Raw genomic sequence first — 12,691 nt, 5'->3', positions numbered from 1 at the left:
CGGCAAGAGGCCTGCCCGGTCAACAATGAGCAGGATGGTGGACCATAGAACCAGCCGCTCGAGCACCCTCCGGCCGAGTCCGACTGAAATGAAGATGAACGTCGTAAGCCCCGCCAGGGCGGAGTTGAAGAATCCCCCCCCCAGCGCCAGGAACACGGAAAAGCACGCCGTGCTCACGCAGATCATCCGTAGAATTGTCCTTAGGACAAGAACCGTCTCTCTCACGCAGTTGCTCCCCTTTTGCCACTGCAGATTCATGCAACAGAAGACCAGCAGGCGAAGCCGGTCATCAATCTATGTCGAAGCTCTCACTGAGACGAACGCGCAAGATCAGCTCGGAAAGCGTGTGCAGGCCTCAGCTCGAAGGCGTTTTCAAACTGTTCGAGCCGAACATTCGATCATGTCGCTTCGAAATGGGTACCTGCTGCGTTGAAGCAGGTGTAGCTCGACCACAACGGCCCCCCAAAAAAATCAGACATCCAAAAAACTCAGCGCGTGAACCATGGCCATCAGAATGACAAAGCTCTTGGCGACGTAGACAGAGCCTGAGACCGTTCTCATGAACATGTTAGCTCGCCGCATGAGAGAATATCCACATTCAGCATCCGATAGTTGCAACCGGTTGGTTGCGACGATATGATCGGCGACGGCGCGGTAGGCGATACGGGCAAGCCGCAGACCCCCGCTTTGCCCGGCTCCTGAGTTGCCTCTGCAAGCAGCCAAAGCGGCGATCCCCGTCTGGGATCGTATCGACAATCGCTACTCCGCCACATGGCCGTCACTCAAGACTCATTCGAAACGATTACTTCGGCACGGCAGTCTGATCAACAGCCATCCCGGTCGGGGCGTCAGACAATGTACCAAATTGCGCAGGGAGCTGATGAATTGCCTTTCCGGCGAGGACATCGTAAAGAGCCTTCCTGCCTCCCGCATGGGGGATTGATAGGGAAACAAGACACCACGGCGGCACCTTCTTGCTGAGCTCTGCGAGATGACACCGACTGTCGAAGCTACGGGCGCTGCAATGTCTTTCCGATGCCGCATGTGTAGCACCTCCACCACGGTCCCTGCCCTGGCTCTCGGCCGCCTTCCAGTATGCAACGCGTTTGGCCAGGACGGCCGCGTCGAGCGGCAAGTCGACCTGGACATCGTCGAATGCGAGAGCTGCGGATTGATCCAGCTCGCTGCCGCGCCTAGCCCTGAAAGCCTGATGCCGGAGGTGCCCTGGATTCGCTACCGCGAACCGGAGGGCCATCTCGACGCGCTCGTCGACGAGTTGATCCGATTACGACCCGAGGCAACGACGGCGTTCGGCGCTGGCCCGTTCGAACAGCCCTTGCTGACACGGTTGCAGACGCGTCACTTCACCACCGACGTGCTGCCCCTCGACGGCGCCTCCCCGCCCGGCCGCTATCCCTATCTCGAGACCTGGCAGGCCAGGCTCGATGCGGCGCAGCTGTCGGCGGCAGCGGCGCGGCATGGACCGTTCGACATCGTCTCGTGCCGCTACCTGATCGAGCATAGGCCGGACCCGGTGCGCGCGCTCCGGGCCCTGAAACCTCTGGTCAAGCCCGACGGGCTGCTGCTGATCGAGGTTCCCGACAGCAGCAAGTTCTTGGCTGCCCGCGACTACTGTTTCCTGTGGGAGGAACACAGCAGCTATTTTGTCGAGGACACATTGCGTCGTCTGGCCGAGGTCAGCGGCTGTCGCGTGCTGGCTCTGCTGCGCTATCCGGGTGCCCTAGAAGACGCTTTGGTTGCAGTCCTGACCACTGCGGAAGGACCGCCGCCGCCGGTCGCGCCCCAGGGACCTTCGCGCCTGTTCCAAACCTATCGTGACGAATTTGCCGGCATCCGCGCCGGGGTGCGCAGCAAGCTGACAGCCTTGGCTGGTCCAGATCTCGACCGCATCGCGCTGTTCGGCGTCGGCCACCACGCCATCATGTTCGTCAACGCCTTCGGCCTTTCGGACCTGATCGCGCTCGCCGTGGATGATGACGCGGACAAAAACGGCTTTTTCCCGCCGGGCTGGCGCGTCCCTGTGGTAGGATCGGAGGCGCTGCTAGCGGATGAGCGGATCAGGCTGTGCCTGTTCGCCGTGGCGCCGCATATCGAGGGCAAGGTGCGCGACAAGCTCGCAGCTCTTACGGCGCGCGGCGTGGCATTCCGATCGATCTATGCAGCGCTCGACAATTCCATCATGAAGGACCCTGCCCCATGAGCCTCGTCCAGAAATCTCCGGAGGTGTTCCTGGCCGAAGGACCGATCGCAGCCGTCGGGCCGGCCGAAATCGAGACCCTCAAGGCTGCGGTCGAGGCCAGCCCCAAGCGGCGCGCCCGCATCAATGCCCATCCCGACGGCGATGATTCGCTGCACGAGATGATCATCGCGATCGATGCCAGCTCCTACATCCGGCCGCACAAACATCCCGGCAAGAGCGAGGCCTTCCACATCGTCGAGGGCGAGGTCGATATCGTCGTGTTCAAGGATGACGGCGAGATCGAGCGGATCGTGGAGCTGGGACCGCCCGGCGGCCGCCGTCCATTCTATTATCGGATGTCGAATGCCTTTTTCCACACGCTGATCATCCGCAGCGATCTGTTGATCGTGCACGAGATCACCAACGGCCCGTTCCGCCCGTCCGCCACCGTGTTCGCGGATTTCGCGCCGGAGGACCGCGACGCCGACAAGGCCGAAGCCTATCAGGCCGAGCTGGTCCAGCGTGTCGCCGCTCTCCAAGGCGCCAGCGCATGACCGTGCATGCCGTCGTCATCGGGGGCACCCGGGGTCTTGGCCGCGCGGTGGTCGAGCGCCTGCTGGCCCGCGGCTGCGCGGTCAGCGTCGTCTCGCGCCAGCGCCCGGCCGACTTTCCCGACCAGCCCGGCCTGCGCCATTTCCCGGCGGATCTGGAGCACAGCGAAGGCTATGCCGGATTGTGGACCCGGATCGCAGAGGCTGGCGGCCCCATCCGCTATCTGGTGCTGAGCCAGCGCTTCCGTGGCCAGGGCGATCCCTGGGCGGGCGAGATCCAGGTCGGCCTGACCGCCTCTCGCGACCTGATCGAGGGGTTTTCCGGACATTTTGCCCCGTCCGGTGACCGCGCGATCGGCGTCGTCAGCTCCGTCTATGCCGAATTCGTCGGCAGCTCCCAGCCCGTCGGCTACCATGTCGTGAAGGGCGGCCTAAATGCCATGGTGCGTCATTACGCGGCAACCCTTGGCCGCCAGGGCATTCGCGTCAACGCGATCATGCCGCTGACATATCTAAAGCGCGAATCGCGCGTCTTCTACGAGCAGAATGAGCGGCTGATGGACACCTACCGCCGGCTGGTCCCGCTTGGCCGGCTCGGAACGGCGGAAGAATGCGCCGACGCGCTCGATTTCCTGTGCAGTGAGCGCGCGTCCTTCATCAACGGGCAGAGCCTGTTCCTGGATGGGGGCGTGTCCACAGTCTGGCAAGAAGAGGTCGCCAAGAGCTTCGCGGGCCTGTAAAACGCGCCGCAAATCTCGTTTCGGCCACCTTCCCCCCGCAGGGATCGCCAACCAAGGATCGCCTATTCATGCAGCACGTGAAGCACAAGACCGACTGCCGCCTGTGCGGTTCGACCTCGCTCGAGCATGTCCTGCCGATCCGGGCCTCCGCAATCGGCGATGCCTTCGTCACGGCGGACCGGCTGAGCGAGAAGCAGGACCTCTATCCGCTCGATTGCTATCTGTGCCTGACCTGCGGTCACCTGCAGAACCTCGACGTCGTCGATCCCGACGTGCTGTTCCGTGACTACACCTATCGGACGTCCGTGTCGCTCGGACTCGTCGAGCACTTCAAGCGCTACGCTCAATCCGTCGTCTCGTCACTCGCCATTCCAAAGGACAGCCTCGTCGTCGAGATGGGCAGCAATGACGGATCGCTGCTCAAGGCCTTCAAGAATGAAGGCATGCGCGTGCAGGGCATCGACCCGGCGCGTGACATCGCCGCAACCGCCACCAGCGAGGGCATTCCGACCATCCCGGACTTCTTCACCAGCGCGCTGGCGGCCAAGATCAAATCGGAACAGGGCGAAGCCAAGCTGTTCTGCGCCAACAACGTGTTCGCCCATATCGACAACATGTCGGATGTGGTGAAGGGCATCCGGCTGCTGCTCGCCGATGACGGCGCCTTCGTGTTCGAAGTGTCCTACATCGTCGACATGATCGACAACATGGTGTTCGACACCATCTACCACGAGCATGTGTCGCATCATGCGCTGATCCCGCTGGAGACCTTCCTGAACCGGCACGACATGACGCTGTTCCATGTCGCGCGCACCGGCACAAAAGGCGGATCCATCCGGGCCTTCGCCCAGCCGAAATCGACCGCCAAACGCCCGCGCTCGGCGGAGCTGTCGCAGCTGATCGCCGAGGAGGAACGCCGCGGCGTCACCAAGCCACAGATCTACCGCGACTGGTTTGCCGCCATCGAACAGTGCAAGCACAAGGTGCTCGCTTATCTCGAAAAGGCCGCCAGCGAGGGCAAGCTGATCGCCGCCTATGGCGCATCGACAACGACCACCACCCTGCTCTACCACTTCGAGTTGGAGAATCGGGTCAAGTTCATCGTCGACGATAATCAGCTCAAGCACGGCCGCTTCAGCCCCGGCGCGCACATTCCGGTGCTGCCCTCGAGCGAGCTTGCAGCCAGGAAACCTGACGTCGTGGTGATCCTGGCCTGGATCTATGCGGAGCCGATCCTCAAGCGCAATCAGGCCTATCTCGACGCCGGCGGCCGCTTCCTGGTGCCGCTTCCGGAACCGCGCATCGTCGACGCTTCGGGGACACGCGCGATCGGAGCAGGCCAAACGGGCGGCGGCTGGCCCATGCCAAGCTGACAGGTTGACAGCCTGTCCATAACATGGTCCAGCAAACCCTGATAATCGGCTGCCGGCATGCCGGGGGCGGACGATTTTCGGCTGGTGAAACAGACGCTTACGGCACTCGCGAGGTAGCAGGATGACCACCCTGACCGATGGACAGGTCGAGCGGCTCGTGGTTGCGGAGCAGCGCCGCTTTTCCTGGGCGCGCTGCCGCAACGACATCGCCCCGTTCGTCACCCGTCACGTCACTTGGCGCGCACTCGCCGCCGGCGATATCCGTTCGAAATACCGCCGCACGCTGCTCGGCCCGTGGTGGATCACGGCCACGAACGCGATCACGGCGCTGATCATGGGCACCGTGGCCGGCCGGTTCCTCGGCGCCGACATGAAGACCTATCTGCCGCACTTCATGGTCAGCATGACGATCTGGAGCTTCATTTCCTCGTCGCTCAGCGAATCCTGCTTCACGATGATCAATGCGGGCGGCATGATCAAAGCGGTGGATATGCCGATCCTGATCCACGTCATGCGCATGGTTCAGCGCAATCTGATCATCTTTCTGCACAACATCGCCGTCATTCCTTTCATCTGGCTCGTCTACCCCTGGTCGGTCGGATACGGTGCCGTGCTCGCGATCGCCGGCTTGATGATCGTCTACGTCTTCGTCGTCAGCGCGTCGGTGATCGTATCGATGATCTGCGTGCGCTATCGCGACGTGCCGCCGGTGATGGCAGCCGTGCTGCAGCTGTTGTTCTTCATCTCTCCGATCATCTGGGAGCCGTCGAAGATCCAGGGAGGCGAGTTGGTTGTCGCCCTCAATCCGATCGCCTATCTATTGGCGGTCACGCGTGGCCCGCTGATGGGAGACGTCCCCAACCTCGCGACCTGGGCCGGTGCCATCGGATCGGTAGCCGTCTTGACGGCTGCGATGATCTACATCTACACGCGCTATCGCTCGCGCGTCGTGTACTGGGCCTGATCCATTGCCCCGTCTTTGTTTCGCAGCACGCTTTGCGGCACTTCCGATCGGCAACGGGACGACGTCACGTCGGAGCGGCCAAGTTCTCTGGATTCACCTCTCATGCCTTTGATTGAAGCCAAGCAGATCGGCATCGAATTTCCTGTCGCGCCACCGAATGCGCGCTCCTTCCGGCATCTTGCGATCAAGGCCGCGTCGCGCGTCGGCGGCCGGGTCTCGAAGGGCGAGGGTTCGTTCCAGTTCGTGCAGGCCCTCGACGAGATCAGCTTCAGCCTGAAGCAGGGAGATCGGCTCGGCCTCGTCGGCCACAATGGCGCCGGAAAGACCACGCTGATCCGCGTGCTGGCCGGCATCTACGAGCCGACACGGGGTTCATTGCGCGTGGTCGGCCGGAACGTCCCGATGTTCGACATCGGCCTCGGCATGGATGAGGAAGCGTCGGGCTACGAGAACATCCGAACCCGCGGCCTCATTCTCGGCCTCAGTCCCGAAGAGATCGAGGAGCGTGTGCCGGAGATCGCCGAGTTCGCCGAGCTCGGTGACTATCTGGAGCTGCCGATCCGAACCTATTCCTCGGGCATGCTGCTGCGCCTGGTGTTCTCGATCGCAGCGTCGATCCACGGCGACATCATCCTGATGGACGAGTGGATCGCGGTCGGCGATGCACAATTCCGCAAGAAGACGCACGACCGGCTGCAGCAGATCACGCAACGTTCGGGCATCGTCGTGCTGGCGTCCCACGATTTCGGGCTGCTCCGCGAAACTTGCAATCTCGGCCTATATCTGGATGGCGGGCGCGTGCGGGCGTTCGGAGCGCTGGACGATGTTCTGAAGGAACTGCCGCCGGCCTGAGCAGCCGAACCGACCATGTTGCGGCAGGATGTTCGCTGAGCCATGACCATGACGACCAGCCCTGCCGCCTCGCCGACCGCGACCCTGGTCGTTCCGAACTTCAATCATGCCCATTACCTGCCAGAGTCGCTCGGCAGCATCGTCCGGCAGACCCGGGCGCCGGACCGCGTCATCATCATCGATGACTGCTCGACCGATCACAGCATCGAGGTGATTTCCCGGTTTCTCGCGGACCGACCGAGCTGGCAACTGATCCGCCATGAGAAGAACCAGGGCGTCGTGCGCGGCCAGAACGAAGCGCTGGCGATCGCGGATACCGATTGGATCGGCTTTCTCGGTGCCGACGACGCCTTGCACCCGCGCTATCTCGAAAGGGCCATGGCACACGCGGCGGATCACCCCGATGCAGGGCTGATCGTCGCCTGCTGCGAGATCATCGGACCGAACGGCGCTTCCGGAAGACGGATGTTGCGACCGATGATGCTCCCCGCCGCCCTATCGACCATGCTGACGCCTGCGGACGTCGGACGAATCCTGCGCGTCGGCGACAACTACTTCTCCGGCACCACGTCGCTCTATCGGCGCGGCGCATTGCAGGCGCTCGGCGGCTTCGACGTCAAGCTCGGCTCGTTCTCGGACGCATTTCTCGCGCGACGCCTCGCGCTGACTTTTGGCTGCTACTTCATCGCCGAAATCCTGGGCTACTGGCGCATCCACGGCCAGAACTATTCGACGGCCACGGCGACCGACCCGAGATCGCTCGATGCCAAGCTCAAGGAGATCGGCGCGCTCATCACCGACAGCGGGCTATTCCCGGACAACTATGCCGCCTTGTTCGCGCGGCGCAACCGCTTCGGCGCGGTGCGGATGGTGCTAGGCAGCGAGACAGCTCCCTCGGCCAAAGCCGAGCGCGCCGCAGCGCTGCTCGATGGCACATCGTTCGACAGGCATCTGCTGCAGTCGCTCCTGCGTCTGGGCGCCGGCGGCCGGCTTGCCGCGCTGGCATGGGTCACCCTGCGGACACGGCCCATGTCGCTGACGCGCCTGGTTGCGCAGCGGCGCGCGCGGCGCGCGATCGTGTCGGCAACGCCGGGCTACCGCGCACCATGACGCCCGCTGCTCCCTTCGGCTCTCTCCGGCATCGGCTGCGCAAGCCGCGGAAGACTGCGGCCACAGACCGTCCGGCCGTCCCCACCGCGGGTCCGACACAGGCTGGCGCGCGCCGCACGTCGCCCCTGAAGGCCTGGCTGACGGGCTCCGCGTTCCGCCTCTATGCTTTTCTGAGCGCCCGGCGCCGCCAATTGCTGCCGCTCACCACGCGCGCCGCCAACATGGTCGACCGCACGCTCATCGTCGCGCCTGCGGGCACGAGACTGCTCCGTCTCATGGACCGGCAGCTTGCGCGCGGAACGCTGCTCGGCCGGCTGCTGGCGCGTTTGACCTTGACGACGCTTGCCGCGTCAGCCCAGCTTCATCTCGCCGCCAGCCGCAAGCCGAGCGCGTTGCGCGCAGTCCGCATTCTGAACCTGATCTTTCGCAGCGACGTGCAGTCGCGGACGGGGATGGGTGCACAGGCCTATTTCGCCACCCTCGCTCTCTGCAGCGCCTATGACCGCATCGTCCGCGACGTTCCGCAGGCCGAGTCGATCGGCAGCTTCGCGATCAATTTCGCGGTCGGTGTTGCCCACATGTATCGCGGCAACCTTCCCGTTGCCGCGCATTTCCTGCAGGTGGCATCGGCGTCCGGCGACAGCAACGCGCTGCGCAAGCTCGGCGCGGTCCACGCCCTGGCGGGGGAGCTTGCGCAGGCCGCAGCCTGCTTCAACGCTTCCGTCGCCCGCGATCCGCGCTCGGTGATGGCGCACCAGAACTATGCCGGCGGCTACGATCCATCGACGTACAGCCCGAGTGCGTGGGAGCTGGAGCATGCCGGCGAGCTCCTGATCTACGACAATCTGATCCAGCTCGGCGAGAACTTCTATCACCAGGGCCGCTACGAGGATACGTTCCGCTGCTATCAAGCCGCGCTCGATCATCAGGACGCGCTGGCGGACAAATGGTCGATCCCCGATGCGCTGATCCAGCGCATCGCCGCCGTCAGCGGCCATTTCAAGGCTGACCTGCCGGTGCGGCTGCTCGGCTATGAATGGGTCACGCTGATCGGCCATATCGGCTTCATCGATTGCCACCTGCGCATGGCCGCACTGGGCATGCTGCCGCGCGCCAATTACGTCCTGCTCGCACCGGCGGACAAAGTGGTCAACCAGCCTTTTCTCAGGCTGTTCGCACCGCATGTGACGATCGTCGAGGACCCCGTTCTGGTCGACGATCTCCTGCCCTATCAGCGGCTGGTCGGCGATCAGTTCATCGCCGTCCGGGGCAAGGAAGGCCTGGCCGAACCGTGGGCTCACGCCGCCTCCCGCGCGCAAGTCGCCTGGGCCGCACAAAGGCGCGGCCCCATCGTGAAGGTTCCGTCGAACCTGATGGAGGCCGGCGCAGCAAGGCTGCGCGCGGCCGGCGTCACCGCTGACTGGTTTGTCGCGATGCACATCCGCGAGGGCGGCTATCATGGTGACGGTCCAGGCACGACGCGCCAGCACCGCTCAGCCAATGTCGGCGACTACATGGACGCGATCGCCGCCATTACCGCGCGCGGCGGCGTTGTCGTCCGCCTCGGCGATCGCAGCATGACGCCGCTCGGTGGCGTCACCGGCGTATTCGACTACGCTCACAGCGACATCAAATCAGCGGAGATGGACCTCTATCTTTGTGCCGCCGCACGCTTCTTCGTCGGCACGACATCGGGGCTGACAACGGCGGTGCAGGCGCTGGGAACGCCGATGCTGCTGGTCAACTGCATCTCCAACGACTGCCAGTTCTGGCACGAGCGCACCGACTTCACCGTACGTCCGGTCTATGACCGCCGCGCCCGGCGCTATCTGTCGCTGCGGGAAACCTATCGCCAGCCGCTGCAGGCGTTGTTGATCGACACCGCGGTGCTCGGCCGTCACGGGCTCGAGATTCATCCCAACACCCGGCAGGACATCACGGAAGCGGTTCGCTACAAGCTCGATTGCCTCGATGAGGCCTGCCAGCCGTTGCGGAATGGCGGCAGCCTGCTCGACCGTTACCGCACCGCCCTCGCCGACAATCCCTACAATTTCGGTGCCGCGCTACCGGTTCCGGCATTCCTCGACCGGCTGCCCGAGCTGCTGCACTGAACGCAGCGCCGAGTCCCGGTTCGATCTGCGCCCGGACCAGGCAAATGCCGGTCGTTCCTCTGGAACCCGCGATACTCATTAACCGGCAGGCAAGACAGCTGATCTCATAACTAGGCCGGTACGGTCGCAATCGGCTCGGCAGCCAGTCGAACCCGGTCCCCCTGCACCGTTCGCGCGGATGGCTGGAGCTGTGGTATGAGTCAGGCGACCAACTCGCAAGTGTCCCCGCCCGATGTGGCGTATTCGCCCCCAATAGAACTGCCTCCGACCGACCCCGTTGAGCTGCCCGAAGAAGCGGTCGAAGCCCAGCTGGCGCAAGGCGATTTCGCCGGGATCGGCGCCGTGACCGCCGTCAGTTCCGGCGGACTGACGATCAACCTGCTGTTCGATACGGCGGCGATGAATGCCCCCGCGAGCTTTCGGGCCGGCATCCAGCAGGCCGCCGCGATCCTCACCTCGATGATCTCCGATCGGATCACGGTCAACCTCAAGATCGACTATAGCGGAACGGGCGGCGGCGCCGCGGCCGGTCCCGACGGCGGACAGTGGATGAGCTACTCCACCGTCCGGAGCAATCTGATCAACAATGCCACCCTTGGCGATACGACGTTCAATGCGCTGCCGGCCGGCTCCAGCATCCAGGGCCAGTCCTACGTTGCGGTGTGGAATTCGCAGCTGAAGCTGTGGGGCGGTCTCGGCGCCAACGATGCGACGACCGACGATGGCGCAGCAACCTTTGCAACAGACATCAATCCGAACCTGCTGGTCGGCGTCGCACTGCACGAGCTGACCCACGCCTTCGGCCGCGTCCCCTACGGGCCGCAGCCCGATATCTTCGATCTGTTCCGCTTCTCGAGCGCAGGCAACCGGCTGATGACGGGCGGCGCGACGGCATCGACCGCCTATTTCTCGGTCGATGGCGGCTACACCAAGCTCGGGGATTACGGCCAATCCTCCGACCCGAGCGACTTCCTCAACAGCGGCGTTCAAGGTGGCAACGACCCGTTCAACGAGTTCTACACCGGCAGCACGATCCAGACGCTGACATCCGTCGACCTCAAGCAACTCGTCGCGCTCGGCTTTCATCTGACCGGCCCCACGGGAACGGTGATCCAGACGAATGGTGATACGAGCCTGACGCTGGTCGGAAGCTCCTATTATCTGAACAGCGTTTCCGGCGGCACCGGACCAACGCTGAAGTATGGCGGCACGGCCGTCGCCTCGGGGCAGTTCGGCAGCATCGCACCCATCGGAGCAATCAAGACCGGCTCCGGATATGACGTCGCGTGGCAGATCCCGGGCACCAATCAGTTCACGTTCTGGATGACGGACAGCAACGGCAACTTCAAATCCAACATTTCCGGGCTCGTCTCCGGTAGCAGCCTGACCTCGGAGTTGCTGGAAACCACGTTCGGCCAGGATTTCAATCACGACGGCACGGTGGGCGTCACCGCATCGCTCGTGCATTCCAATGGCGCGACCAGTCTGCTGCAGATTGCTGACGGCTACTACATGTATGTGAACGGATCCGGCCCGCAATTGATGTATGGCGGAGGTCAGTTCACGGTCGGCCAGTTCGGGACGATCTCGCCCATCGCAGCAATCCAGGTCGGCAGCACATTCGACGTCGCCTGGAAGGACTCGGCGACAAACCAGTTCACCTTCTGGACCACCGACAAGAACGGCAACTACACCGGCAACCTCGTGGGATTGGTGTCCGGCGGCAGCTTCGCGACCGAATCGATGGAAACGACCTTCGGTCAGGATTTCAACGGCGACGGCACGATCGGCGTAACCGCGTCGCTGGTGCAGACAAACGATACGACGAATCTGCTCCATATTGCAGACAACTACTACATGTACGTCAACGGAACCGGCCCGCAGCTCAAATATGGCGGAGCAGCGGTGACCGTCGGGCAGTTTGGATCGATCGCGCCGGTCGGCGCAATCAAGACAGCCACCGGTTTTGACGTTGCCTGGAAGATTCCAGGCACCACTCAGTTCACGTTCTGGGCCACCGATGCCAACGGCAGCTACAGCGGGAATTTGACCGGTCTCGTCGACGGGTCGACGGCGAGCGTGAAATCCTTCGAGACGATCTTTCACCAAGATCTGAACGGCGACGGCGTCATCGGATCGCCAAGTTCGGCGAGCCCGGCTGCCGCGCAATCCGCCACCCAGCCAGCGGCCTCCGGCAATACGCTCGTCATATCGTCCGGCTTCAGCGGCGAGCTGATCGGCTTCGGGAGCACGGCTGACCAGATCGACGTGAAGGACGTGACCTTTGCCTCCCTGCGGACGCAGTTCGGCGCCCCCGATGGGGTCTTGTCTTTGACCGATGGCACCCACAGCACCTCCCTGCACTTCATCGGCCAGCTGTCGCAGGATAGCTTCCACTTCGCGGCAGACAGACAGGGGGGCACCCTGATCTCCGGCGCAGGGATCCAGACCTCGGGAAGCGGCACGGCTCCGCAGTCCGTTGTGCTGCAGGGGCATGACGCCTTCGTTTTCGCCGACCATTTCGGACAAGCGAGCCTCTCCGCCTTCACTCCCGGAACCGACACGATCATGATCAGCCACAACTTGTTTGCCGACCAGTCTGCGCTCGTGGCTGCGATCCACGACGACGCCTCCGGCAACGCCGTCATCACCGATGCGGCACAGGACACCATCACTGTCCAGCATGTGTCCACGGCCGAGTTGTTGTCGCATCAGTCGAGCTTCCACCTGGTCTGACCGGGCAAGCGGCATTCAGGAAGACGATCGGCAGCCGCAGGGTAACATCCCGAG

9 protein-coding genes are annotated in these 12,691 nt (G+C 63.5%); all 9 read left to right on the top strand.

Annotation, left to right across the window (positions count from 1 at the left end; translation table 11 throughout):
- The first annotated feature begins 991 nt into the window (after window positions 1-991).
- The 9 genes from HL671_RS29355 to HL671_RS29315 all read left to right on the top strand — a co-directional run bounded on the left by HL671_RS29355 (window position 992) and on the right by HL671_RS29315 (window position 12,637).
- Window positions 992-2,221: a class I SAM-dependent methyltransferase gene (locus tag HL671_RS29355; protein WP_246579528.1), complete on the top strand. Its 1,230-nt coding sequence runs from the start codon at window positions 992-994 to the stop codon at window positions 2,219-2,221.
- On the top strand, window positions 2,218-2,754 hold the full coding sequence (locus HL671_RS29350; protein WP_041750903.1) for a WbuC family cupin fold metalloprotein: 537 nt from the start codon (window positions 2,218-2,220) through the stop codon (window positions 2,752-2,754). The genes HL671_RS29355 and HL671_RS29350 overlap by 4 nt, the downstream gene beginning before the upstream one ends.
- The gene (locus HL671_RS29345) at window positions 2,751-3,491 is read left to right on the top strand and encodes an SDR family NAD(P)-dependent oxidoreductase (protein WP_012045571.1); all 741 of its coding nucleotides are present in this window, start codon (window positions 2,751-2,753) and stop codon (window positions 3,489-3,491) included. Before HL671_RS29350 ends, HL671_RS29345 begins: the two co-directional genes overlap by 4 nt.
- A gap of 68 nt (window positions 3,492-3,559) precedes the next feature.
- Window positions 3,560-4,864 (top strand): class I SAM-dependent methyltransferase, encoded by a 1,305-nt coding sequence (locus HL671_RS29340; RefSeq protein ID WP_172241097.1) that lies wholly within the window; start codon window positions 3,560-3,562, stop codon window positions 4,862-4,864.
- Window positions 4,865-4,985: 121 nt separating this feature from the next.
- On the top strand, window positions 4,986-5,828 hold the full coding sequence (locus tag HL671_RS29335; protein ID WP_012045573.1) for an ABC transporter permease: 843 nt from the start codon (window positions 4,986-4,988) through the stop codon (window positions 5,826-5,828).
- 102 nt (window positions 5,829-5,930) lie between these two features.
- Window positions 5,931-6,680 carry an ABC transporter ATP-binding protein gene (locus tag HL671_RS29330; RefSeq protein ID WP_012045574.1) on the top strand — a complete coding sequence of 250 codons (750 nt, stop codon included), beginning with the start codon at window positions 5,931-5,933 and terminating at the stop codon, window positions 6,678-6,680.
- Window positions 6,681-6,722: 42 nt separating this feature from the next.
- The gene (locus HL671_RS29325; protein ID WP_172241094.1) at window positions 6,723-7,790 is read left to right on the top strand and encodes a glycosyltransferase family 2 protein; all 1,068 of its coding nucleotides are present in this window, start codon (window positions 6,723-6,725) and stop codon (window positions 7,788-7,790) included.
- Entirely contained in the window at window positions 7,787-9,901 is a 2,115-nt protein-coding gene (locus HL671_RS29320) for a TIGR04372 family glycosyltransferase (RefSeq protein WP_172241091.1), read from the top strand. The genes HL671_RS29325 and HL671_RS29320 overlap by 4 nt, the downstream gene beginning before the upstream one ends.
- Before the next feature lie 195 nt (window positions 9,902-10,096).
- A complete protein-coding gene (locus HL671_RS29315; protein ID WP_172241088.1) occupies window positions 10,097-12,637 on the top strand; it encodes an NF038122 family metalloprotease in 2,541 nt (846 codons plus the stop codon).
- The last annotated feature ends 54 nt before the right edge of the window (window positions 12,638-12,691 follow it).

Origin of the sequence: Bradyrhizobium denitrificans (assembly GCF_013179005.1) — a bacterium.
GTDB classification, from domain to species: Bacteria; Pseudomonadota; Alphaproteobacteria; order Rhizobiales; family Xanthobacteraceae; genus Bradyrhizobium; species Bradyrhizobium denitrificans.
Note: the sequence above shows the minus strand (reverse complement) of the source record. Positions and strands in the feature narration are given on the sequence as shown.

Coding starts and splice junctions, on each gene's coding strand:
- HL671_RS29315 (WP_172241088.1), top strand. CDS start 10,097: ATGAGTCAGGCGACCAACTCGCAAGTGTCCCCGCCCGATGTGGCGTAT.
- HL671_RS29355 (WP_246579528.1), top strand. CDS start 992: ATGACACCGACTGTCGAAGCTACGGGCGCTGCAATGTCTTTCCGATGC.
- HL671_RS29320 (WP_172241091.1), top strand. CDS start 7,787: ATGACGCCCGCTGCTCCCTTCGGCTCTCTCCGGCATCGGCTGCGCAAG.
- HL671_RS29350 (WP_041750903.1), top strand. CDS start 2,218: ATGAGCCTCGTCCAGAAATCTCCGGAGGTGTTCCTGGCCGAAGGACCG.
- HL671_RS29330 (WP_012045574.1), top strand. CDS start 5,931: ATGCCTTTGATTGAAGCCAAGCAGATCGGCATCGAATTTCCTGTCGCG.
- HL671_RS29345 (WP_012045571.1), top strand. CDS start 2,751: ATGACCGTGCATGCCGTCGTCATCGGGGGCACCCGGGGTCTTGGCCGC.
- HL671_RS29340 (WP_172241097.1), top strand. CDS start 3,560: ATGCAGCACGTGAAGCACAAGACCGACTGCCGCCTGTGCGGTTCGACC.
- HL671_RS29325 (WP_172241094.1), top strand. CDS start 6,723: ATGACCATGACGACCAGCCCTGCCGCCTCGCCGACCGCGACCCTGGTC.
- HL671_RS29335 (WP_012045573.1), top strand. CDS start 4,986: ATGACCACCCTGACCGATGGACAGGTCGAGCGGCTCGTGGTTGCGGAG.